Source organism: Actinospica sp. (genome assembly GCF_035552695.1).
In the GTDB taxonomy this organism is placed as follows: domain Bacteria; phylum Actinomycetota; class Actinomycetes; order Streptomycetales; family Catenulisporaceae; genus Actinospica.
Genome location: NZ_DASZKT010000113.1, coordinates 44,808 through 68,521, shown reverse-complemented (window position 1 = coordinate 68,521; position 23,714 = coordinate 44,808). Strand labels below are relative to the sequence as shown.

Sequence of the window (23,714 nt, the reverse complement as noted above, 5' to 3'; positions counted from 1 at the left end):
CCGCGGCCGAACCAGCGCGCGAACGGTCGGCCGCCAGTGCTCGGCAGGCCGGTCAGCCGGCGGCGCCAGCCTCCCGTGGAAAGGTCCGACAGGGTGCGCTCGGTGGCGACGATGGTGGGCTGGGCCATGGGTGCGGCCGCCGCGTCGGTGGAAGGCTGGGGATGGTCGAGGTTCCGCATCGCAGGACACCTGTCTCCGGATCAGGAAATCGACCCGGGATCTCACACCGCCCGCGACGACACCGATTCGATTATCAGTGCTCGAAATGTCGGAGGTATTTCCACTCTACTCCTTTATTTCGATTTCGGCGTCTGATCCACCCTCGGATTCCCAGGTGGCGATCCGTTCCGCTCCGGGGGTGCTACGGTGAGGTAGCTTGCCGTCACCACGGCGCGAAGCAGTGTCGCTCTCGCCGCGCCACATCCACGACGGCCTTCGAGTCTTCTTCCTCCTGGCGTACGCGTCACCGACAGGCCACGCGGTCGGGTTCTCAAGGAGGGACGTTCCGCGTGAGACCCGCGCCCTCCGTCCCCGAGCGCGGCCATCGGTCTACGCAGCCTGTGAGGCACCGCACTATGGTCACCTATGGATTCCTGAGCACGTACCCGCCCACGCAGTGCGGACTGGCCACGTTCAGCGCCGCATTGATGCGCCATCTGGCCGATCCGACGGCCGGAGAGCACTGCGGCGTCATCCCGGTGGTCGACGCTCCCGTTCCGCACTCCCGCCACGATACGACGGTTCGGCTGGTCAACGGCCAGGCCGTCAGCGCACTGCGCGCGACCGACGCCCTCAACGGCTACGACGTGATGATCTTCCAGCACGAATACGGCGTCTACGGCGGTACGGACGGCGAGGACGTGCTCGATGTTCTGGCCGGCGTGGAAATCCCCATCGTGGCCGTGCTGCACACGGTGCTCGCCTCCCCGACGCCGCATCAGCGCTCTGTCCTGCAGCAGGTCATCGACGAGTCCGCCGCGGTCGTCGTCCTGTCGCATACCGCCGAACGCGCACTGCTCGACGGCTACCTGATCGACGCGGAGCGCATCAGCGTGATTCCGCACGGTGCCGTCACGCCGACCGGCCCGCGCGGGCGACGGGCCGACGGCGGCTCCCCGCGGATTCTCACCTGGGGCCTGATCGGCCCGGGCAAAGGGATCGAATGGGCCATCGCGGCGCTGGGCCACCTGCACGACCTGCACCCCGCCGTGAGATACCTCGTCGCCGGGCAGACCCATCCGAAGGTGCTGGCCGAGCAGGGCGAGACCTATCGGGCCGCGCTTCGCGGGCAGGCCGAGACCTTGGGCGTCGCGGACCAGGTCGAGTTCGATTCGACGTACCGCGAGATCGAGCCGCTTACCGCGCTGGTACGCGATGCCGACCTCATCCTGCTGCCCTACGACTCCACCGAACAGGCCACCTCTGGAGTGCTGGTCGAGGCGATCGCGGCGCGCCGCCCGGTGATCGCGACCGATTTCCCGCACGCACGCGAGCTGCTCGCCGGCGGCGCCGGGATCGTCGTGCCGCACCGTGACCCCGCGGCGATGGCAGGGGCCATCCGGCGGGTGCTGACCGAGCCCGGCCTGAGCGAGTCGATGACGGCGCGTTGCGGAGACCTCGCGCCCGCACTCGGCTGGGACACCGTCGCCGACAGCTACCGCACCCTGGCCAGAACGCTGCTCGATACGAGGACCGGGCAGAAAGTCGCGCTGTGACCAGTTCCCTTTCGGCCTTCCCGATGACCGCCGTGCTCACGGCCGCCTTCACTCACCTGACCAGGCTCAGCGACGACACCGCCCTGTACGAACACGCCCGCTACGCCACGCCCCGCCGCGAACACGGCTACTGCCTGGATGACGTCGCTCGGGGTCTGGTCGTGCTGTGCCGAGACGCCGATCCCGACCAGACCTCGCCCGCGTACGGCACTCCGGAGCGAGACCGTCTGACCGAGCGGTACCTCGCGTTCACCATGCATGCGCAGGGCGCCGACGGGCGCTTCCACAACCGGATGGGCGTGGACCGGCGATGGCAGGACGAGCCCGGTCTCGGCGACTGGTGGGGCCGGGGAATGTGGGGCCTGGGCACCGCCGCGGCCCGCTCTCCGTTGCCCTGGGTGCGCGAGTGCGCTCTCGACGCGTTCTCCAGCAGTGCACTCATGCGCTCGCCGTGGCCTCGCGCCATGGCGTTCGCCGGCTTGGGCGCCGCTGAAATGTTGGCGGCGCATCCAGCCGACCAGACCGCTGCGGAGCTGCTTGCCGACGCGGCCAAAATGATCACGCGCATGGAGCCAGGCGCGGACTGGCCCTGGCCCGAGCAACGCCTCCACTACGCGAACGCCGTGTTCCCCGAGGTCCTCATCGCATCCGGGCAGCATCTTTCCGACGGTGACGCGCGCGAGTACGGCCTCGAACTGCTCGGCTGGCTGCTGGAGACGGAAACCAGTCCAGGACATCTGTCTCCCACCGGTTCCAGCGGCTGGACCGCCGGCGAGCCGCGCCCGTGTTTCGACCAGCAGCCCATCGAAGCCGCTGCTCTGGCCGACGCCTGCGCCCGCGCCTACGCGACCAACGGAGACGAACGCTGGCTCCGCGGCGTCGAACACGCCGTCGGCTGGTTCCTCGGCGAGAACGACCTGAGTATCGCGCTCTACGACCAGCACACCGGCGGCGGATACGACGGCCTGCACCCAGACCGGCACAACGCGAATCAGGGCGCCGAATCGACCCTCGCCCTGATCTCCACACTGCAGCAGGGCATCGCCTGCATGCCGCCGCGATGAACACACCGTCGGGCACTGATCCCGAACTCGCCACCCGCTCCACTGTGCGCATCATCCCCGACCCGGGTCGCGTGATCGCCAAGCTCTTCGTCCCCGGCGAGGAGGTCCCGGAGAACGAGTCACGCACCGCCGCGGTCATTTCCCGCGTGCTGAGCCTTGACGATGGGCAGGTCCACGCGGCGCTGGCGAATACCCTCGAATCCTTCGAAGGGCGTCATCGCGGTCTCCGCAGCACCTTTTCGAGCCATTTCGAGACGATCTCCCACCGCATCCCGCTCGGAAAGCCGGTCTCGAACGACCGGCGGCTGCTCATCGGCGCCTACTTCACCCACGAGTACGCGATCGAGGGGGCAGCCCTGTGCAACCCCTCCATGGTCGCCCACCCGGACCAGGACGGACTGGAGGAGGACCAGACCCGGTTCGTCCTGAGCGCCCGCGCGATCGGCGAAGGCCATCTGTCCTGCATCGAACTGCGCACCGGAGTCTTCGGGCCCGGCACGAGGATCGAGGTCGATCCGATCGCGCCGACCACCAGTCTCGGCCGTGCCCGGGCACCGGAATACGACCGTCGGCTTTTCGAGTCCGTGTTGTCCGTGCACGCCGACGACGACGAGGTCACGGCGTTCCTGCACCGGCACCTGCCCGCCCGGTTCTCCGCGGCGGACCTGGAGCACACGCTGCGCAACCTGCCGACGGGCCTGAACCAGCGCCAAGGGACCCACCGCACCGTCGAGCGCATCCGGTGGATAGCGGCGTCCACATACGACCTCGAATTCCCGACCGACACCGGCCTGTCCGAGCGGGTGCTCTGGCCGACCGGACCGACCGAGCGCCAAGGCATGGAGGACGCGCGGTTCGTCCGGTTCACCGAGGACGAGGACGACGAGGACGGGGCGGACGGCCCGTCGTACTACGCGACGTACACGGCGTTCGACGGGATCACGGTGGCGCCGCAACGCCTGCACACCCGCGATTTCCGCGTCTTCCAGGCGACGCAGCTCAGTGGCCCGGCCGCCGCGAACAAGGGGATGGCGCTGTTCCCGCGCAAGGTCGGCGGCAAGTACCTGGCGCTCTCCCGCTGGGACCGGGAGAACACGAGCATCACCGTCTCCGCGGACAATCAGACCTGGAGCGCGGCGCGGACGATCCAGACCCCGGCGCACAGCTGGGAACTGACGCAGGTCGGCAACTGCGGCTCGCCGATCGAGACCGACCGCGGCTGGCTCGTGCTCACCCACGGAGTCGGCCCGATGCGCACCTACAGCATCGGTGCCATCCTGCTCGACCTGGAACACCCGGAGCACGTCATCGCAAACCTCGAAGACCCGCTGATCACGCCCCGCGGGCACGAGCGCGACGGCTACGTGCCCAACGTCGTGTACTCCTGCGGGGCGATGCGCCACCGGGACACGCTCGTCGTCCCCTACGGCACCAGCGACACCGCGATCGGCTTCGCCACCGTCCCGATCCCCGACCTGCTCAGCCGGATGCGGCCGGTTCGGCCGGCCGGCTAGGGGACCTGGAGCACGGAGAGGATGTTGCCGGCCGGGTCGGTGAACCAGGCGATGAGCGGTCCGCCGCCGCGGACGATGCCCTTCTCATCCGCCTGGACGCCGGGGTAACGCTGGAAGACGACGCCGCGCTTCGTCAGCTCGTCGACGGCGGTGTCGATGTCCTCGACCTGGAAGTTGAGGATGGTGAACGTCGCCGGAACGTGCTGGTCACCCTTGGGGTACGCGATCACTTCTCCGCCGCCTGCCAGGTGCAGGGTCAGCAGGCCGTTCGCCTCGGACACCTCGAGGCCGAGCGTCTCTGTGTAGAACTGCTTGGCCGCTGGCACGTCGTTCACGGAGAATCCGCTGAACGCCTTGGTCTTGCCGAACATTGCCCGCTCCTTCCCGCCGGTTGCCGGCGCTGACGTGAACCTTCACGTTCAGTCAACCACGGCGCACTGACAGCCGCCGGTCGGTCGGTCGGCGCGCCGCACGCGATCGGCGAACCGCGTCACGAGCCGTCCGACGAGAGCGAGCGGAGACAGACGATGCTGGACACGGATTCGTTGACGAATTCCTCCCAGGCGTCCGTGGTGCTGGAGTCGGTGCACTGCTGCAGCGCGTCGGTGCTGTCGGATGGGTTGCAACGTAGCCGCGCGGTCGGGGGACCGGTCCCGCGCTCGGCGGCTGCCGGTTGGTGGGGAATTGCGGGGATTGGGGGCTTTCGCGGGGCTGGAGTGGCGGGAGATCACGGACGGTTCCCGGGGGGCGGGTGGCCTACGCGTGGCGCACGGGTTCTTTCCAAGGCCTTTGCCGGGAGGTGACCATGCTGTGCTGGAAGATCATGCGTGGGCTTGGCAGGATCCTGCATGTTGCATTTTTCAGGTTCGGTTATGCGGGCACACAGTCGGGGCACACGCGGTGAACTACTGCAAGACTTGTCGCAGGCATCTCAATGGCGCTGTGTCCTGTCCGGGTTGCGGCGCCACCGGGCTCGAGCTCTCGAACCCGCAGGACGCGCGTACGACGGTGCGCATGCCGGCCGTGGACGGGCCGCGGCGGGCGAAGGCGCACGCGCGGCCGCAGGTGCCGTCGGACGACCTCGACGGCGGGCCGGGCGCGGCGCCGCGCGGTGAGACCCGGGCGATGTCGCGGGTCGAGGCCCGGGCGGCGGCGAAGGCCGCCGAGAGCCGGGGCTCCCGCGGCGGGTCGCACGGGAGCGGCCGGGCGCAGGACGACGACGACACCCTGCGTCGGGGTCCGCACGCGAACCGGGCGGTGGAGGCGGCCGCCCGCGGCGGGTCGCACGCGAGCCGGGTGGCGGAGGAGTCCGCGCGCGGCGGTTCGCACGCGGCGGGCGGACGAGGCGCGTCGGCGGACACCGCGGACGAGACGGCGGCCACCGACCGTCGGAAGGCGCGCTCGGAACGGCGCGCTGAGCGGCGGCGCGGGGTCGGGCTGATGCTCACCGGCGGATTCGCGGGCATCGCGGTCGGCGGATTCCTGCTGTTCGGCACCGCGGGCGGAGGCGGCTCGTCCGCCCCGGCCGGGAGCGCGGCGGACGAGACGTCCTCGCCGGGCTCGGCGGCGCTGACGGTGAGCATATCCGCGTCGGCCGGCCACTCCGTCGGGGCCACGTCCATCATCCAGGTGCCGGTCGCCTCGGCCAGCAAGAGCCCGTCGGCCAGCGCCTCGGGATCCCCGTCGAAGTCCGCGACCCCGACCGCCCCGGCGACCACGCCCACGTCGAAGGCGTCGAACACGGCCTCGAGCACCGCGTCGGCCAGCCCGAGCACCGCCACCACGAGCGCTTCGGCGAGTCCGAGCCCGTCGCCGACGAACACGAAGACCTGGTGCTTCCTCATCTGCTGAGCCGGCTGACCTAGCGGAGCGAGCTGAGCCGGCCGAGCCGACGAGAGCGCGTCAGGTCGTGCGCAGCAGCGGCGCGAGTTCGACCAGCAGCGCGTTGAGCTCGTCGATCTCGGCATCCGTGTTCGCGGCCGTGACCTGGACGCGGAATCCCGCCTGGTCGCGCGGGACGAGCGGGTACGCGGCGAGGGTCACGTAGATCCCGCGCTTCCACAGCAGCGCCGCCACGTCATCGATGTCTGAGGCGTCCTTCAGCGGGACCTCGATGACCGGGAAGTCGCTGGTGTTCGGGCAGTCCAGCTTCAGCTCCCGCACCTGGTCGAGCACGCGCATCGTCTTCCGGTGCAGATCGGCGCGGATGGCGTCGCCGCGCGTCTCGTTCACCGCGAATCCGGCCAGCACGGTGGCGAGTGACGCGGTGGGGGAAGGCCCCGAGTACAGGTACGGCGCCGCGGCGAATTTCAGCAGCTCTTTGAGATCGGTGGGGAGTGCGATGAAGGCGAGGAGCGACGAGTAGGCCTTGGAGAAACCGCCGACGAGGATGAGGCCGTCATACGACTCGCCCAGATACCGGACCACGCTGTTGCCGCGCGCTCCGTAGAGCGAGGTCTCGTCCGGGCGCCGCTCGCCGATGACGCCGAAGCCGTGCGCGTCGTCCACATACAGCAGCGCGCCCTCCGCACGGCAGAGCTCCGCGATCTCGCGCAGGTGCGGCGGATTGCCGGTCATGCTGTTGATGCCGTCCATGCACACCAGTCGCGGCCGGTCGGCGGGGCAGCCGCGCAGCATCTCCCGCAGGTGGTCGAGGTCGTTCATGTGCCAGCGGTGCAGCGTCGCGCCCTGGCCCTTCGCGACGGAGCAGCCGTCGAAGATGGTGCGATGCGCCTGGGCTTCGCAGAACACGGTCCCGTGGTCGGCGAGGACCGGGATCACCGAGAGGTGGATGTGCGTGATCGTGGGCAGCACGAGGGTATCCGGCGCGCCCAGCAGCGACGTCAGCTGATCCTCGATATCCGGGTACAGCCGCGGATTGCCGAGCAGCCTGGACCAGCTCGGATGCGTGCCCCAGCGGCGGATCAGCTCCTCGGGCGCCGCCATGATCTCCGGATCGAGGTCGAAGCCCAGGTAGTTGCACGAGGCGAAATCCGCCAGCCAGTGCTCGCCGATCCGGATCCGGCGGCCGTCGATCTCCTCGATCACCGCGTCGTAGAGCCGGGTGACGTTCTTGAGCCGGGCGAGCTCCGTCCATCGCGGGGCGGGTTGGCCTGGTATGGAAGCGTATTGCGCCACATCGCGCGTCATCTGCTGCGTCCTTCCAGTTCCGCCGCGAGCGCGGCGACCCGGTCGACGGGCACGGCCGGGGAGTAGTAGTAGCCCTGCGCGTACCGGCAGCCCATCTTGCGCAGCAGGTCCCGCTGCGCCACCGTCTCCACGCCCTCGGCGACGACGTCGATCTCGAGCGCGTACGCCACCGTGACGATGCCCTTGAGCAGCCGCAGGTGCGAGGAGTCCTCGGCGATCCGCTCCACGAAGGAGCGGTCCGCCTTGAGGATGTCGATGTGCAGGTCGCGGAGGTACGCGATCGAGGAATAGCCGGTGCCGAAGTCGTCCACCGCGACGCGCACGCCGATCCGGGAGAGCGCGTTGAGGTTCTGCTGCACCTCCGGGCCGTGGTGGTGCAGGAACGCGGTCTCGGTGATCTCCAGGATCAGCAGGTCGGGGGGCAGCCCGGCCTCGGTCAGCTGCCGGTCGATCCAGTCCACCAGGCCGTCGTCGAGGAACTGGTGCGCCGAGACGTTCACGGTGACGCGGCGGGCCTCCGGGCCGACCCGGCCGGTGTTCCAGCGGGCCGCGTCCGCGACCGCCCGGGCCAGGATCCACTCGCCGAGCTGCACGATCTGACCGGTCTCCTCGGCCAGCGGGATGAACTGGTCCGGCGCCAGCAGCCCGAACTCGGGGTGCTGCCAGCGCACCAGCGCCTCGAACCCGGCCACCCGCTCCTTGCCGCCGCGCAGGTCCACGATCGGCTGGTAGTAGAGGAAGAACTCGTCCTTCGCGATCGCCGTGTCCAGCCGGGTGCGCAGCCGCACGCGCTCCATCGCGGCCTCGTACAGCTGCGGCCGGTAGCGGGTCCAGACGCCCTTGCCGTCCGCCTTCGCCGCGTAAAGCGCCAGGTCGGCGTTGCGCAGCAGCACGTCGGCCGCCTCGTCCCGCCGGGTGCCCGGGGCGTCCGAGCTGCTGGCCACGCCGATGCTGCCGCGCACCTCGGCCTGGGTGTCCCAGATCTGGAAGGGCTCGGCGAAGGTCCGCACCAGCCGCGCGGCCAGCGCCTCGGCGCCCTGCTCCGGCGAACCCTCGGCGAGCAGCACGGCGAACTCGTCGCCGCCGAAGCGCACCGGCAGGTCGCCCGGGCGCACCGCCATGGTCAGCCGCCGCGCCGCGGTGATCAGCAGTTCGTCGCCCGCGCGGTGGCCGAGGGTGTCGTTGACCTCCTTGAAGTTGTCCAGGTCGATCAGCAGCATGCAGACCACGCCGCCGGACTCGCGGGCCCGCTCGAAGGCCAGCTCTGACCGCTCCTGGAACATGGCCCGGTTGCCCAGGCCGGTCAGCGAGTCGTGGTACGCCCGCTCGTGCAGCTCAAGCATCATCGCCTTCGAGGCGGCCTGGCTGTCCTCGTAGCGCTGCTGCCGGCCCTGCAGCGACAACCGCGCCACGACCAGCGCGAACATCAGCGCCGAGAAGACCGCGATGACCGCCGCGTCCTTCACGTTGCGCTGGATCGCCTCGACCAGCAGCACGGTCGGCGCGACCATCGCGGCCAGCGCGAGCGGCACGACGCGGCCCGCGGTGAGCCGGCCCACGCGCTCGTGCGGATCGGTCAGCTGCCGCATCGACGGGTGCAGCGCCGCCGCGCCCCAGCAGATGTAGAAGATCACCCAGCCGAGGTCGGCCGGGGAGCCGACGTGCCACGTCCCGTACAGCCTGACCAGCGCGTACGCTATGTCCGAGCCCATCAGCCCGAGCGTGCCTGCCACCAGCAGCATCGGGGCCGCGCTGCGCACCCCGCCGCCGGTCAGCAGCCGCATGATCACCGCGAGCAGCAGCACGTCGCCGATCGGATAGGCGATCGAGACCGCGTTGTCGAACCAGCGCCCGGGCTGCGTCACCGTCGGGGTGATGGTGAACACCCAGATCAGCAGCGCGAGACCGCCGGCCAGCAGCAGCGCGTCGACCAGCGCCGTGCTGTCCCGGTGCGGGGTGCGCATCCGGATCATCATGATGAGCCCGATGGCGGCCAGCGGGTACGTGAACAGGTACGAGGCGTCGGCCAGCGAGGGGAACGGCTGGTTCTGGTGGAAGACGTCGGTGAGGACGTTGTAGATCGTGTCGCCGTTGATCAGCGTGAATATGGCCGCGGTCAGCAGGTACCAGGGCAGCCGGCGCGGCGGCGCGTTCAGCCGGGTGCCGACGAAGGAGGCCACGCAGCTGGACAGCCCGAGCGTGAGCCACAGGCCGAGATTCCAGTCGGGGACGGCGTAGTAGAACACCACGACCAGCGCCATCGCTGCCGCGAACCAGAGGGTCAGATACCTCAGCAGCTGCGGCGGGCGAACCGCGGATTCTGAATGCGACTCGTCCGGCACAGTCACTAGCAGAACACCCGTGTGGCCCAATTGGCAACGTGTGCCGTCCACCCGGAGGATGGACGGCACACGTCAGTGGCGTAGAGCGACGTGGGTCGCGCTCAGCCCTCCTCGACGACCAGCACCGGTCGCGGCGCCGGGACGACGCGCACGAACGAGCCGACCGGGAACTCGGCGCCCCGGTGCGAGGGCAGGTCGGCCTTCACCTCGGGGCCCTCGCCGAGCCGCACGGTCAGCCGCGTGGTCGCGCCGAGGAAGGTGGCCAGCAGCACCTGGCCCTCGCCCGGCAGGTCCGCGGTGCCCGGGGCCTCGGCGAGCGCCTCCAGGTCCAGGTTCTCCGGACGCAGCAGCACCTTGACCTCGGTGCCGGCCGCGGGGCAGGCGCCGTCCACGGCCAGCTCGCGATCGGCCACCCGGACCTTGCCGGCGTCGATGATCCGGCCGGGCAGGTGGTTCATGGTGCCGACGAACTGGGCGACGAACGCCGTCGTCGGCCGGTCGTAGAGCTCCGCGGGCGCCGCGCACTGCTCCAGCCGGCCGGCGCGCATCACCGCGACCCGGTCGGCCATCGACAGCGCCTCCTCCTGATCGTGCGTCACGAACAGCGTGGTGATGCCGAACTCCTGCTGGATCCGGCGGATCTCGTCGCGCAGCTGCAGCCGGACCTTCGCGTCCAGGGCGGACAGCGGCTCGTCGAGCAGCAGCACCTTGGGCCGCACGGCCAGCGCGCGGGCCAGGGCCACGCGCTGCTGCTGGCCGCCGGAGAGCTGGTGCGGGTAGCGTCCGGCCATCCCGGACATGCCGACCAGCTCGAGCAGTTCCGCGGCCTGCTTGTCCCGCTCGGTGCCGGAGACCTTGCGCAGCCGCGGGCCGTAGCCGACGTTCTGGCCGGCCGTCAGGTGCGGGAAGAGGCTGTAGGACTGGAAGACCATTCCCATGTCCCGCTTGTTCGCGGGCAGCGGGGTCAGGTCCACGCCGTCCAGCGAGACGCCGCCCCGGTCCGGCCGGTCGAAGCCGGCGACGATGCGCAGCGCGGTGGTCTTGCCGCAGCCGGACGGGCCGAGCATGGCGACCAGCTCGCCGGGCGCGAGCGCGAGGTCGAAGCCGGCCAGCGCGTGCGTCGGGCCGAAGGACCGGTACAGGCCGGAGAGCTCGAGACTGACGCCGCGGGTGCTCGCGGCGTCCTGGGTGGGGGCGGAGGCGATCACGGACATCTACGAACTCCGGTCAGTGCGGCCGACGGCGCGGCGGCCGCCGAGGAAGGACACGAGGAACAGCACAGCCCAGGACAGCAGCAGGCTGAGCAGTGAGACGGCCGGGGCCAGCTGGCCGCTGGTGGCACCCTGGCCGTCCTGCACGATCCACACCGAGAACGGCAGGAACTGCAGGATCGAGGAGATCGTGTACTCGCCGAACACCAGCGCGAGGGTCAGGATCGCGCCGGAGAGCAGGCCGGAGCGCAGGTTCGGCAGAACCGCCCGCCAGATCGTCACCGGCCACGAGGCGCCGAGCCCGCGGGAGGCCTCGACCAGGGTCTTGAGGTCAACCGTGCGCAGCTGCGCGTCCAGCGAGCGGTACGCGAAGGGCAGCGCGATCAGCACGTAGACGATCGGCAGGATCAGCGGGAAGGTCTGGTTCTGCAGGTCCGCGGCGAGCTGGAACAGCGGCGTGCCTGGGTCCTGGTTCAGGCCCCAGCCGAGCACCGTCTGCACGCCGACGACCAGCGCCACCGGGGAGAGCACCAGCGGCACCATGGCCAGCGACTCGAGTATCGGCTTGAGCTTCGGCAGCCGCAGCTGCACCGCGATCATCGCCGGGACGAGCAGCACGTAGAGGATCACGATCGTCAGCAGCGCCACCTCGACCGTCATCCGCACGCTGGTGCCGAAGCCCGGCGCGCTGAACATCTGGCTGTAGGGGGCGAGGCTGAACCTGTGCGTGCCCGGCGTGTAGACGGTGAACCAGAAGGTCGCCGCGAGCGGCACCAGGAAGTAGACCGCCAGCACGCCCAGTACGACGACCCGCCACCAGCGGACCCGGCGCAGGTCGAGACCGCGCTTCTGCGGCGCGTCGACCGCAGCCGGGGACTGCTCGGTGATCGTCGTCATGATTCCAACCACTTCGCGCTGCGCTTACGCAGCGGCAGGTAGACGGCCATCATCAGGCCGCAGATGATGATCGTGTTGAAGGCCAGCGCCATGCCCAGGTTGTCCTCGCCGGCGATCACGTTGCCGGACAGGATGTTCGCGATCTGCGTCGTCACCAGCGGAACCGTGCCGCTGGTGAGCGCCTTGGCGGTGGCGTACGCGGCGAACCCGCTGCCGAAGCAGAGCACGAATCCGCCGAGCGCGGCGGGCAGCAGCAGCGGGCCGCCGACGTGCCGCCAGTACTGCCAGGAGGTCCCGCCCAGGTTCGCCGAGGCCTCCTTCCACTGCTCGCGCAGGCCGTCCAGCGCCGGCAGCGTGGTGAGGACCATCAGCGGGATCAGGAAGTACGGGTAGACCAGGGCCACGCCGGCGAAGGTCTCCAGCGAGAAGCTCGGCCACACGCTCTCGATCCAGGACAGGAACACCCCGCCGGTGCCGATGGTCGCGATGAAGCAGAAGGCCAGCGGGATGCCGCCGAAGTTGGCCAGCACGCCCGAGGCCGTGAGCACCGCCTGCTTGAAGTAGCGGCCCTTCGACTGCGCGATCGCGTATGCCGCGAGCAGGCCGACGATCGCCGAGATGACCGAGGAGAGCAGGGAGAGCCGAAGCGAGGTCAGCAGGCCGGTCAGGTAGATACCGTGCCAGGACGCCGTCAGGTTCGACAGCGTCGTCGCGGTCTGCTGCGTGTTCGGGTTCGTCTGGTGCACGCCCTCCCAGAGGATGGCCCACACCGGAAGACCCAGCGCAATGGCGCAGTACCCGAGGAGCGGCAGGACCGCTCCCCAGGCACCGAGCTTCTTGACGATGCGGATCATTATCCGAGCGCCGAGGCCCACGAGCCGGTGATCGTGTTCTGAGCGGCGGTCAGCTGCGACGCGGTCGGGTAGTTGACCGTTCCGGAGACCGTCGGCAGGTTCTTCTCATCGGTGGCGTCGAGGGTGTTGGCCGACTGCATCGCGGCGAACTCGGCCGGACGGGCGTAGCCGCCCATGAAGTCGTTCTGGCCGACGGTGGAGTACAGGTACTCCTCCCACAGCCGGGCGGCGGCCGGGTGCGGCGCGTACTTGTTGACGGCCTGGTCGTAGTACGCGGAGTACAGGCCGTCGGTCGGGATCGCGACGGTCATGTCGATGCCCTTGGCCTTGAGGTCGGAGGCGAACTGCGAGTTGTTGAACTCCCAGTCGACGGTGACCGGGGTCGAGCCGGCCTCGATGGTGGACTCGGTGTCGACCACGGCGTTGTACTCGCCGTTCGACTTCAGCTTCGAGAAGAAGGTGATGCCCGGCTTGATGTCGTCCAGCGAGCCGCCGCTGGCCAGCGAGGCCGCCCAGACCGCGGAGAACGCGGCGTTGGCGCTCGTCGGGTCGCCGCTCATCGCGACCTTGCCCTTGTAGTCCGCCGCGTAGGAGGAGTTGAGCAGGTCGGCGAAGGTCTTCGGGCACGGGGCCGGGGCCACCTTGGCCGCGACGCAGCCGATGGAGATGTAGCCGCCGTAGTCGCCGAACCACTTGCCGTTCGCGTCCTTGAGCGCGGTCGGGATGTCCGCCCAGGTCGCGACCTCGTAGCTGGAGAACAGCTTGGTGTTCGGCAGCGCGTGCGAGTTGCCGACGTCCACCACGTCCGGGGCCGAGGACAGGCTCTTCTCCTTCTCGATGGCGTTGATCTCGTCGCCGGAGGAGCCGTTCGGGTTGGTGTCGGTGATCTTGATGCCGTACTTCGCGGTGAAGTCGTCCATGATCTTGCCGTAGTTGGCCCAGGTGCGCGGGAGGGCGATGACGTTGAGCGAACCCTCCTTCTTCGCGGCCGCGACCAGCGCGTCCATGCCTCCGCCGGCCGAGGCCGAGGTGACAGTGGCCCAGTTGGCCGACGAGCCGGAGCCCGAGGTGGTGGATGAGTTACTGCTGCAAGCGGTGGCGGCCAGCGAAACGGCGGCGGCCGCGCAGGCGAGCTTGGCTATCCGGTGCATCGGAGTATCAGCCTTCTGTGAGGTTGAGAGGGGGACTTCGGTACTCCTCGATCAGGGCCGGGAGTTCGGCCACCTGGTCGAGCACCTGGGTGGCGCCGGCCTCGAGGAGTGCGGGGCGGTCGTGCGCTCCGGTGAGCACGCCCGCGACGATGGTCGCCCCGGATGCGGTCCCGGAGCGGATGTCGGAGACCGTGTCCCCGACCACCGCGACGGCCCGGGGGTCGTCGCCGGCGAGCCGGGCGGCCGCGGCCAGGATCATGTCCGGGTGCGGCCGGCCCCGGCCGCCGACTTCTCCCGGGCTCAGGGAGAGGTCGATCAGTCCGTGCCAGCCGAGGTGCCCGAGCAGCGCGTCGGCGGTGGCCCGGGAGAAACCGGTGGTCAGCGCGATCTTCAGGCCCGCGGCGCGCAGCTGTTCGAAGGTCTCGACCGCGCCGGGCAGCGCGCGGGTGAGCGAGATCCGCCCGCTGTAGGCGGATTCGAAGGCCGCGTTCCCCTCCTGTGCGGCCGCCTCGTCGCCGAACAGCGCGCGGAAGACGGTGATCTTCGACTCGCCCATGGTGTCCACGACGTACCGCGTCATCCGCTCGCGGTCGGCCGCGGACTCGACCTCGAGGGCGTCCAGGGCGGCGGCGAACGCGGCCAGGACCAGACCGTCGTCGGCGACCGTGGTGCCCGCCATGTCCAGGCAGGCCAGCCGGATCGGCGTAGTGCTCTCGCCACCTCGCTGGCGCTCGGTGTGCGTTCGCACGTGCGCTGAGCTTGATGATTCGCTCGCAAGCTCGCTCATGCGAGGTCCAATCCGTCGAAGGTCTCCCCGGCGATTCCTGCGGAGCAGGTCATGCCGCGTCCGCCGGGGGCCGTCACGGCGATGACGCCGGGCCGCACCGCGGAGCGGGAGTAGATCGAGCCGTCGGTGGTCTCGCAGTAGACGCCGGCCCAGCGGCGCCGTACGGCGGGCAGTTCGCGGCCGAGCAGAGCCCCGGCCACCTCGCGCAGGTGCTGGTACGGCGCCTCCTCGACGGCGAAGTCGAAGGGCTCGTCGTACGCGTGCGTGTCGCCGATGGTCAGGCCGCCGTCCGCGCGCTGCACCATGAGCAGCTGCATCCGGTGCTCGGCGGCGATCGGCGCCTGCGGGTCGAGCAGTTCCAGGCCCGCGTCGCGGTAGGCGGGGTAGTAGCGGAAGGAGTCGCCGTCGGCCACGGATGTGGTCAGCTCCTCGCCGAGCGGCTCGGTCTGCATCATCTGCAGCCGGCAGCGGCGGATCGGCAATGCACTGAGTTCGGCTCCCGCGATGCCGGTGAGCGTGGCGCCGGTGGCGAGTACGACCACGTCGCCCGCGTGCCAGGCGCCGGTGTGGTCGCGCACGCTGGCGTCGCCCAATTCCACCGCCTGGCGGTTCGGCAGCCAGGTGTAGCCGGGGAAATCCGCCAGCCGCGCACGGATCGCGCCGAGCACCTGGCCCGGCTCCACCGATCCGTCGGCCCGCGAGAACAGGCCGCCGAGGAACTCCCCGCGCAGCGCCGGGTTCAGCTCGCGGACGGCGTCGGCGTCGAGGAACTCGAATTCGCGCTCGACCGCGCCGGACCAGTCGGCGGCGGACTTCGCGACGGCCAGTTCGGCCTCGTTGTGGGCGACGGTGATCGAGCCGCGCGGCCGGAACCCGACCCCGGGCACGTCCTCGGCGATCTCGGCCCAGCGCCGCCGGGCGCGGCGGGCGAGGGCCAGTTCGTGCCCGTCGGCACGGCCGGACAGCCAGACGAGGCCGAAGTTGCGCACCGACGCGCCGCGCGGACCCGCCTCGCGCTCGAGATGCACCACCTCGAGCCCGCGCAGGCAGGCCTCGTACGCGTGCATGGTGCCGAGGACCCCGCCTCCCACCACGATCATCCGGGCTGACGCCACTGTTGCTCCGTTCGCGTTCCACCGGCCGCCGCCCCTTGCCGGACACCGCCCATCCCGACGTAACCTGTCTGGACAAGTGGATTTAGCCGGGCCACGGTAACGCGACGGTGAACAGGGTGCGATTTCCCGGTTTAGCCTGGCGCAATAACTGCTCCAGGCCTGGCGTGTCATCGTCCCAGGCGAATATCACGGTCCGATCGCGGTGCACTCGCGGTACGGTTGCGGGCTAAAGTCCAGAGCGAGAAAGGAGGCGGCATGGCGGCGCGTTACCAGCAGATTGCGCAGGAGCTGCGGGAGGCGATCCGGCAGGGGGAGTACGCGATCGGCACGTTGCTTCCGTCCGAGGGAGAGCTCGCGGCACACTACGCGGTGTCCCGTGGGACGGTACGTCAGGCAGTGGCCGTACTCGAACAGGACGGCAGTGTCGCGGCACGGCAGGGCGCACGGCGCGTGGTGCTCGGTGAAGTGCCGACGCACAGCTTCGCCGAGATGCAGAGCTTTTCCATGTGGGCCACGTCGCGCGGCCACCGCCCCGGTGCCAAGGTGCTCAGCGTCGAGGTCGGCGTCGCGCGCCAGGAGGAGGCCGACCGGCTGCGCGTCAGCGTGGGAGACGACGTGCTGCGACTCCAGCGCATCAGAACCCTGGACGACGAGCCGGTCATGGTGGAGCGTTCGTTCTTCCCGGGACTGGTCGCAGAGCACATACTCGCCATGGATCTGACGATGGGCTCGATCACCGAGCAGCTCACCGCTCTGGGTTTCGTGCACGCGCACGGCGACCACCTCATCGACGCCGTCAGCGCGACGACCCTCGAGGCCAGGCTCCTCGGCGTACGCAGAGGCAGCCCCCTGCTGCGCCAGCGCTGGCTCGCCTCCTCACCCACCGGCCAGCCGCTCGCCTGGTCCGAGGACAGCTACCGCCACGACGCCGTGATCATCAACGTCCGCAACTCGATGTCCGCGAACACCCTGGCGAGGCTGTCCGGCCGCGACAGCACCAACGGAAGCCCGGCCCGGACCCAGGGAGGCTAGGACCGCCGCTGCCCTTGACCGCCGGCCAGTGTCCAGAGTTCGGCCCACTGCTCGGCGGTCAGGTCCTTGGGCAACGCGCGGGCTGCAATCCGGTTTCGGTGGATCCACGCGTGCAGTTCGGCTCGGCGCACCCGGCCTGTGCGCAGGACCATCGCGGGAAGTCCTCGACCGGGGGACTGGAAGACCTGTTTGACGAAGGCCTGATAAGCGCGTTGCTCGGTGACGAGCGGGGCGGGTCGGCGGTGCATGGTCATCAGGCCGGCATCGACGGATGGCACCGGGCGGAACGAGGCCGCCGGGATGCGGCGGACGAGTCGGAAGTCGTACCAGGGCCACCAGGTCGCGGTGAGCATGCTGGCCCCTCCCACGCCGGCCCGGCGGCGCGCGACCTCCCATTGCACGATCAGCACCGCGCAGGTCCAAGCGCGTTCGGCCAGCAGCTTCCTGATGATGGCGGTGGTGAGGTGGAAGGGGATGTTTCCCACCACGGTGTGCGGGGTGTCGGGGAATCGGTAGCGCAGGATGTCGGCGCAGACGACCTCGGTGTCGGCGCTCGATGCCCCGTAGGCGCGCACCTTCGCGGCGAGGCGGCGGGCTCGTCGAGGGTCGATCTCCAGGGCGGTGAGTTGGCGGCCGAGCTGGGCCAACGGCCTGGTCAGCGCGCCGTCGCCGGCGCCGAGTTCGATGATGGGGCCGGACGTCCCGGTTCTGACGAGGCGTTCGACGGCGGCGATGAGGCGTGGGTCGGCGAGGAAGTTCTGGCCGAAATCCTGGCGCTGGTACGTGTCCATGAGTGCTCCGCGGCTGAAAGTGATCGGAGCCGGGCAGCACGAAGTGCCGCACCGGCGGATGACCGGATGCGGCGGGGCGTCGAGGATCGAAGAGGATCGGCCCGCCGCTAGGCGAGGCGGATCCGGGTGAAGTGCGCGCCGAATGCGCACATGGAGCCATACATGGGAGGGGACGCTAGCAGGGCCGCGCAGGGCAGGGCACCTGAATAAAGTCCCCGGCAACCTTTCGGAGCCCTTCCCCGACTGAAGGGGCATGAGATCCCGAACGAAGTTCACCGCCGCACCGCGACGTCCACCAGTGCGTCGTCGGCCGGCGGGGCGTACTGAGCGGTCCTGAGCCGAGCGGGGCTTACGGTCGCGCACGGCCTCAGGCGGCCGTGACGACCTCGATGCCGGCGGCGTCCAGCGCGCCCTTGATCCGCCGCCGCAGCTCCCGCGTCACCTCGACGTTCTTCTGCGGCGCGGTCCTGGCCTGCACCCGGATCACCACGGCGCCGCCGTCGAGGTTCTCGATGCCGAGCACCTGCGGCGGCTGCTCGTCCAGGAACTTCGGGCGCCAGGCCGTGTCGGCGTAGAGCTCCTCGGCCATCACGGCCAGCACCTCGTGCACCTGGCCGAAATCCTCGCCGTAGTGCACCGGGACGTCCACCACGGCCCGGCCCCAGCCCTGCGACTGGTTGCCGACCCGGGCGATCGAGCCGTTGCGCACGTACCAGATCTCGCCGTCGGCGTCCCGCAGCTTGGTCACCCGCAGGCCCACCTCGATGACGGTGCCCTTGGCCAGGCCGGTGTCGATCACGTCGCCGACGCCGTACTGGTCCTCGAAGATCATCGTGATCCCGGCCAGGAAGTCGGTGATCACGTCCTTCGCGCCGAGGCCGACCGCGACGCCCACCGCGGAGACCGAGGCCAGTATCGGGGTGATCGAGATCTGCAGCACCGAGATGACCATGAGCGTGCCGACGACGAAGATCACCGTCGAGGACACCGAGCGCAGCACCGAGCCGATCGCCTGGGTGCGCTGCCTGGTCCGCTCGGTCGCGACCAGCCCCGAGCCCTCCAGCATCCGGCCCGCGCGGCTCTCGGCCACCTGCGCCGCGTGCCGCACCACCTTGGTGATCGTGCGCGCGATGAACTTGCGCAGCAGGAAGCACACGATGATGATGCCGACGATCTTCAGACCGTTGTTCAGCAGCAGCGAGCCGTGCGTGTCCACCCAGCTCCTGACGTTCTGCGGGGCGAAGTTCGCGCTCGTGGACTTCGGCGAAGGGCTGTGCGACGAGGGGGCGGAACTGGCTGCGGCTATCGCGGACACGGGTCTGGTCATCCTCTCGCTCGGACCACGCACAACCTAGCGGATCCGGATGAGGGCACCGCGCGGCCGTCCACCCGCGCCAGGACCGAGCAAGGCTCTCACCTGAGCGTTCCACCGAGCCGTCGGCCGATGGCCGCCCGTCGGTACCTTGCCGTTCGGCCCGGGGTGGTCGGCGCCGGGAATGATCCGTGTCGTGCAGCGGCGGGAACGGAAGGGCGTCCCCGGACGTTGACTACCGTTGACCGCACCCCGGCCGTGATGCGAGGCTGCCAGCAGGCTCGCGGCGTGTGCCGGAGTGAAAACAGGGTGGCGCGGGAACAACTCCCACAGCCACACTAGGTTGTGTGCGGTTGCCCAGGCAGCCGCGCAGATGATGCCCTGCGAAGGGCGACGCGGTCGGGTGTGTGATTGTCAGCCCGATGCGGGCCCGTACGGGTCCGAGTCGGTCGGCAAACCCGGCGCGCGGCGGAGGGGCCATGGTTCCGTCATGGCCGTACCGCCCGCGGGTTCGACGTAGACGGACACCGGCGTTGTCGGTCGAGGGGTACCCGGAGTTCGGTGCGAGCCACGTGCCGGGCGCTGACGAAGGAGCCTCCGTTGCCCCATTCGCTGGTCCTCAACGCTTCCTACGAACCGCTGTGCGTCGTTCCGCAACGCCGTGCGGTGGTCCTCGTCCTCAACCACAAGGCCGTCACGCTCGAAGGCACGGGCGCCAGCCTGCACGCCGCGGGAACGCACGGAGTCGGCTGGGAGCTACCGGCCCCCTCCGTGGTCAAGCTCACCCGGTATGTCCGCGTCCCGCTGCGCCGCGGGGTCCCGCTCACCCGCCGGGCGATCTTCGCCCGGGACGGCGGCCGCTGCGTGTACTGCGACGCGCCCGCCACCAGCGTGGACCACGTCATCCCGCGCTCGCGCGGGGGCCAGCACGCGTGGGACAACGTCGTGTCCTCCTGCCGGCGCTGCAATCACGTCAAGGCCGACCGCCCGCTGGGCGATCTGGGCTGGCGGATGAAGCGGCTGCCGGTACAACCGAACGGCTCGGCCTGGCGGATCCTCTCGTCGGGCCGGACAGACCAACGGTGGCTGCCGTACCTGCGCGGATACGGCGCCGACGTGGATCTTCTGCCGTTCGAGCCCAAGGGCCCGGACGGTCTTTTCGTATCCGAGACCCTTCCGGACGGTGTTCAGGCCGTGACGGAGGAGCCTGTAGCGCACGCCGCGCCCGTGGCGAAGCCGGGAATGTTCCCGGCGGTCAGCCCGCTCGCCGCCTAGCAGCGCACGCTGACGTCCCCGCCGCCGCGCGGGCACGTCAGCGTGCCCGAGGGGAATGCGCATTGGCCACGCAGTACGAGCTCGCGATCGCGACCGACGCCGCGACGGTGAGCGCCGAGTTGGTGCTGCCGGGCGTGCCGCCGGAGCGCGCGTTGGCCGCGTTCACCGACCCGGACCTGGTCCGGCAGTGGTGGACGGCGGAACTGACGACCCATCTGGTATCCGGCGGCGAGTACCTGGCCCGCTTCCCGGCACTCGGCCAGACCATGATCGGCGTCGTCGAGGAGTACGTGCCCGGCCATCTGCTGGCCTTCACCTGGGGTTGGTCGCACCAGCCGGAGGCCGCCGGGCGCTACGGGGTGACCGTGTCGGTCTCGCCCGCGGCCCTCGCCGACGCGCTCGGAACCCGGTTGGAGGTCGTGCACGCCCCGCGCGCCGGGGTCGTCGTCGCGGCCGAGGACCCGGCGCCCGGCGAACACCGCGAGGGCTGGGAGTACTTTCTGCCCCGGGTGGCCGCCAGTCTGACGACCCGTTGAGATCTGATACGGCGCGGCGGGGTTTCACCGAACGCCTCGGCACGGAAGAATTACCTGCATGAGCCCCGGGCCCGATCTGCTCGCGCTGGCCCGCGCCTATGGCGTGGCCACCGAATACCACGACTGGCAAGGCCGTCGGGTGGAGGTGTCCACGGCCACGCTCATCGCCGTGCTCGCCGCCTTCGGCGTGCCCGCGAGCACCACGGCGCTGTGCCGAAAAGCGCTGCGCAACCGGCGCGTCCGGCGACCGCTGCCGACCTGCATCGTGCTGCGCGCCGAGCCGGGCGGCGGGACCGGGCGCGGCGACGAGGTCACCGTGCACGCCCCGGTCGACACGGCGCCGCGGCTGTGGATCGAGCTCGAGAACGGCGGCCGGCGCTACGACGTCTCCCAGGTGCGGTCCCGGGTCGGCGAGGTGGACGGCTTCGCCGAATACGACTACGCCATCCCCGCCGGGCTGCCGCTCGGCTGGCACACGCTGAGCGGGCACATCGGCGGCGAATCGCGCAGCTGCCCGCTCGCGGTCGCCCCGAACCGGCTGGAGACGGCGTCGGCCGAAGGTCGCGGCCGGGCCTGGGGCTTCACGCTGCAGCTGCACGCCGTGCGCTCGCAGCAGTCCTGGGGCATGGGCGACTTGGCCGACCTCACGCAGCTGGCGCTGCTCGCGGGCAACGACCTCGGCGCCGGATTCCTCGTCATCAACCCGCTGCACGCCTCCAGCGGCGTCAAGCCGATCGACCCCTCTCCCTACCTGCCCGCCTCGCGCCGCTACGTGGACCCGGCGCATCTGCGGATCGAATCCACGTACGAATACGCGTACGCCCCGCCGTCGATCCGCCAGCAGGTCGATTCGCTCGGCGACGACCTGCGCAAGGCCGGGCCCGCGGGCGATCTGATCGACCGGGACGCCGTGTGGGACGCGAAGATCAGTGCCCTGCGGCTGCTCTACGAACTGCCGATCGCCGAGCGAGGCCCCGGCCGGGACGCCGACTTCCGCGCGTTCCTGCGCCGCGAGGCCGAGCCGCTGCGGACCCACGCCACCTGGATGACGATCGTCGAGCGGCACGGCCGGGACGAGTCGAATTGGCCGAAGGGCCTGCGCAACCCGCAGAGCGCGCGGACGCGTTCGTGGCAGAAGGCCGAGGCGGCCGAGATCGACTTCCACTGCTGGCTGCAGTGGCTGCTCGACGAGCAGCTCGCGACCGCGAAGACCGCGTGCCGGCGGGCCGGGATGCCGTACGGGATCATCCACGACCTCGCGATCGGCGCGCAGTCGGACGGCGCGGACGTGTGGGCCGACTCCGAGGTCTACGCGCACGGCGTGATGGTCGGCGCTCCGCCGGACGAGTTCAACACCTCGGGCCAGAACTGGGGCTCGCGGCCCTGGCGGCCGGACAAGCTCGCTGAGACGGGCTATTCGTCGTACCGGCGGATTCTCCAGGGCACGCTGCGGCACGCGCACGGACTGCGGATCGACCACGTCATGGGCCTGTTCCGGCTGTGGTGGATCCCCGAGGGCGCGACAGCGGATCAGGGCACGTACGTCAGCTATGACCACGAGGCGATGCTCGGCGTGCTCACGCTCGAGGCGCACCGGTCCGGAGCGCTGCTGATCGGCGAGGACCTCGGCACCGTGGAACCGTGGGTGCGCACGTCGCTGGCCAGCCGCGGGATCCTCGGCACCAGCGTGCTCTGGTTCGAGCGCGACGCGAACGGCAATCCGCTGCACGCGGCGCGCTGGCGGACCGAGAGCCTGGCGACCGTGACGACGCACGATCTGCCGCCGACCGCCGCCGTGCTCGCGGGGGAGTCGCTGGACGCGTCCGACTGGCTCGCCGCGCTGCGTCGGGAGGGCCTGCTGCGCCGTGGCGCGGGCGAGCCGGAGACCGTGGACGCGCTGCACCGCTACCTGGCGTGGACGCCAGCGCGGCTGGTCGGGGTGTACCTGCCGGACGCGGTCGGCGACCGTCGCCCGCACAACCTGCCGGGCACCGACGCGGAGACGTACCCCAATTGGCGGTACCCGCTCGCCGACGGCCGGGGCTCGCCGGTGCTGCTGGAGGACCTCGCCCGCAACCCGCGGGTCCGCTCGCTGGCCCGGGCGCTGCGCATACTGGGTTGATCTTCGCCATCGATACGCGACCTGGCTGCATGGCCGGAACCCGAGTCGAGTACCGTTGTGCTGTGACTATCAGATCAGCAAAGCGTGCCGCGGTGCGGGCCGGGACCGTGGCCGCGCTGACCGCCGTCCCGTTGCTGGCCGCGGGCTCGGCCTTCGCGACCGATTTCCAGGGCGAGGACGCGGGTCCCCGGCTGTCCGTGCTGACCACGATCGGAATCTTCGTGGGCATCCCGGTCGGCCTGTTCCTGGTGATCACCTTCCTGGTGATGCTGCCCGGCTGGGTCAAGGGCGACAGCAACCGGGCCGAGATCGGCTGGGACGCCAAGTCCGCCGCGAAGACCGAGGCCGCGGCCCCGGCCGAGGAGAAGACGGGTACCGAGGCCAAGGCCGGCGCCGCCTCGAGCGGAACCGGTGGCGCAAGTGGCTCCTGGTGAGGCGACGGTGATCGAGTCCGCGCAGATCCAACGGGCCATCAAGATCGCCGAGAAGCGCACCGGCCTGAACTGGTCGGTCTTCGTCGGCGACCTCGGCGCCGAGCCGCGCGCCGAGGCCCTGAACCGGCACGGCGCCCTCGGCCCGGCCGCGTCAGAGTCCGTGCTGCTCGCCGTGGACCCGGCCGCGCACCGGCTGGAGATAGTGACCGGCACTCGTGCCCGCAGGCGCCTGGACGACCGCTCCTGCGCCCTCGCCGCGGCCAGCATGGCGGGCACCTTCGCCGTCCGCGACCTCGACGGCGGCATCGCCCGCGGAATCCTCGCCCTCGTCGAGCACGCCCGTCGGGGCTGAGCCGAACAAGCGACATATTCGAGACCATCAACGGCCTCGTTCACCCGCATGGGCGAACGA

Annotated in this window: 20 protein-coding genes and 1 pseudogene; 10 read left to right on the top strand and 11 right to left on the bottom strand. The window is 70.5% G+C overall.

The annotated features are described in order from the left end of the window. The first annotated feature begins 575 nt into the window (after nt 1-575). From VG296_RS13950 to VG296_RS13940, 3 genes are read left to right on the top strand one after another with little or no spacing between them, the layout of a single operon-like run. The gene (locus tag VG296_RS13950) at nt 576-1,715 is read left to right on the top strand and encodes a glycosyltransferase (RefSeq protein WP_325566120.1); all 1,140 of its coding nucleotides are present in this window, start codon (nt 576-578) and stop codon (nt 1,713-1,715) included. Beyond that, nucleotides 1,712-2,779, top strand: a complete 1,068-nt coding sequence (locus VG296_RS13945) for a glycosyltransferase (RefSeq protein ID WP_325566119.1) — start codon at nt 1,712-1,714, stop codon at nt 2,777-2,779. Before VG296_RS13950 ends, VG296_RS13945 begins: the two co-directional genes overlap by 4 nt. Next, complete coding sequence (locus VG296_RS13940; RefSeq protein WP_325566118.1) at nt 2,776-4,293, top strand: glycoside hydrolase family 130 protein; 1,518 nt, start codon at nt 2,776-2,778, stop codon at nt 4,291-4,293. The genes VG296_RS13945 and VG296_RS13940 overlap by 4 nt, the downstream gene beginning before the upstream one ends. On the opposite strand, the gene VG296_RS13935 is transcribed toward VG296_RS13940, so the two are convergent. Then, complete coding sequence (locus tag VG296_RS13935) at nt 4,290-4,664, bottom strand: VOC family protein (protein WP_325566117.1); 375 nt, start codon at nt 4,662-4,664, stop codon at nt 4,290-4,292. The two genes, VG296_RS13940 and VG296_RS13935, sit on opposite strands and share 4 nt — an antisense overlap. Nucleotides 4,665-5,235: 571 nt before the next feature. Here VG296_RS13935 and VG296_RS13930 point away from each other — a divergent pair. Further along, entirely contained in the window at nt 5,236-6,144 is a 909-nt protein-coding gene (locus VG296_RS13930; protein ID WP_325566116.1) for a hypothetical protein, read from the top strand. Between the two features lie 51 nt (nt 6,145-6,195). On the opposite strand, the gene VG296_RS13925 is transcribed toward VG296_RS13930, so the two are convergent. The 8 genes from VG296_RS13925 to VG296_RS13890 all read right to left on the bottom strand — a co-directional run bounded on the left by VG296_RS13925 (nt 6,196) and on the right by VG296_RS13890 (nt 15,785). Continuing rightward, nucleotides 6,196-7,443 carry a pyridoxal phosphate-dependent aminotransferase family protein gene (locus VG296_RS13925; RefSeq protein ID WP_325566115.1) on the bottom strand — a complete coding sequence of 416 codons (1,248 nt, stop codon included), beginning with the start codon at nt 7,441-7,443 and terminating at the stop codon, nt 6,196-6,198. Beyond that, a complete protein-coding gene (locus VG296_RS13920) occupies nt 7,440-9,785 on the bottom strand; it encodes a bifunctional diguanylate cyclase/phosphodiesterase (RefSeq protein ID WP_325566114.1) in 2,346 nt (781 codons plus the stop codon). The genes VG296_RS13925 and VG296_RS13920 overlap by 4 nt, the downstream gene beginning before the upstream one ends. 101 nt (nt 9,786-9,886) lie before the next feature. After that, complete coding sequence (locus tag VG296_RS13915) at nt 9,887-10,999, bottom strand: ABC transporter ATP-binding protein (RefSeq protein ID WP_325566113.1); 1,113 nt, start codon at nt 10,997-10,999, stop codon at nt 9,887-9,889. Next, nucleotides 11,000-11,893, bottom strand: coding sequence for an ABC transporter permease (locus tag VG296_RS13910; protein WP_325566112.1), 894 nt, complete (start codon nt 11,891-11,893; stop codon nt 11,000-11,002). Beyond that, entirely contained in the window at nt 11,890-12,747 is an 858-nt protein-coding gene (locus VG296_RS13905) for an ABC transporter permease (protein ID WP_325566111.1), read from the bottom strand. Before VG296_RS13905 ends, VG296_RS13910 begins: the two co-directional genes overlap by 4 nt. Continuing rightward, a complete protein-coding gene (locus VG296_RS13900; RefSeq protein WP_325566110.1) occupies nt 12,747-13,898 on the bottom strand; it encodes an ABC transporter substrate-binding protein in 1,152 nt (383 codons plus the stop codon). Before VG296_RS13900 ends, VG296_RS13905 begins: the two co-directional genes overlap by 1 nt. Nucleotides 13,899-13,905: 7 nt before the next feature. Next, nucleotides 13,906-14,646 carry an HAD family hydrolase gene (locus VG296_RS13895; protein WP_325566109.1) on the bottom strand — a complete coding sequence of 247 codons (741 nt, stop codon included), beginning with the start codon at nt 14,644-14,646 and terminating at the stop codon, nt 13,906-13,908. Nucleotides 14,647-14,681: 35 nt separating this feature from the next. Then, nucleotides 14,682-15,785: a TIGR03364 family FAD-dependent oxidoreductase gene (locus VG296_RS13890; RefSeq protein ID WP_325566108.1), complete on the bottom strand. Its 1,104-nt coding sequence runs from the start codon at nt 15,783-15,785 to the stop codon at nt 14,682-14,684. Between the two features lie 270 nt (nt 15,786-16,055). Here VG296_RS13890 and VG296_RS13885 point away from each other — a divergent pair, with 270 nt between their 5' ends. After that, complete coding sequence (locus tag VG296_RS13885; protein WP_325566107.1) at nt 16,056-16,832, top strand: GntR family transcriptional regulator; 777 nt, start codon at nt 16,056-16,058, stop codon at nt 16,830-16,832. On the opposite strand, the gene erm is transcribed toward VG296_RS13885, so the two are convergent. Both erm and VG296_RS13875 read right to left on the bottom strand, forming a co-directional pair. After that, nucleotides 16,829-17,623 carry a 23S ribosomal RNA methyltransferase Erm gene (gene erm / locus VG296_RS13880; RefSeq protein ID WP_325566106.1) on the bottom strand — a complete coding sequence of 265 codons (795 nt, stop codon included), beginning with the start codon at nt 17,621-17,623 and terminating at the stop codon, nt 16,829-16,831. The genes VG296_RS13885 and erm overlap by 4 nt on opposite strands. A 367-nt stretch (nt 17,624-17,990) precedes the next feature. Continuing rightward, entirely contained in the window at nt 17,991-18,938 is a 948-nt protein-coding gene (locus VG296_RS13875; protein ID WP_325566105.1) for a mechanosensitive ion channel family protein, read from the bottom strand. Between the two features lie 597 nt (nt 18,939-19,535). Here VG296_RS13875 and VG296_RS13870 point away from each other — a divergent pair. The 5 genes and pseudogenes from VG296_RS13870 to VG296_RS13850 form a co-directional block, all read left to right on the top strand. Beyond that, a pseudogene (locus tag VG296_RS13870) lies at nt 19,536-20,048 on the top strand (HNH endonuclease); the annotation flags it as partial. Between the two features lie 224 nt (nt 20,049-20,272). Beyond that, nucleotides 20,273-20,746, top strand: a complete 474-nt coding sequence (locus VG296_RS13865) for an SRPBCC family protein (RefSeq protein WP_325566103.1) — start codon at nt 20,273-20,275, stop codon at nt 20,744-20,746. Between the two features lie 58 nt (nt 20,747-20,804). Continuing rightward, on the top strand, nt 20,805-22,868 hold the full coding sequence (malQ, locus tag VG296_RS13860) for a 4-alpha-glucanotransferase (RefSeq protein WP_325566102.1): 2,064 nt from the start codon (nt 20,805-20,807) through the stop codon (nt 22,866-22,868). A gap of 62 nt (nt 22,869-22,930) precedes the next feature. After that, complete coding sequence (locus VG296_RS13855) at nt 22,931-23,302, top strand: hypothetical protein (RefSeq protein ID WP_325566101.1); 372 nt, start codon at nt 22,931-22,933, stop codon at nt 23,300-23,302. Further along, nucleotides 23,289-23,654, top strand: coding sequence for a DUF5130 family protein (locus VG296_RS13850; RefSeq protein WP_325566100.1), 366 nt, complete (start codon nt 23,289-23,291; stop codon nt 23,652-23,654). Before VG296_RS13855 ends, VG296_RS13850 begins: the two co-directional genes overlap by 14 nt. Nucleotides 23,655-23,714: the final 60 nt, after the last annotated feature.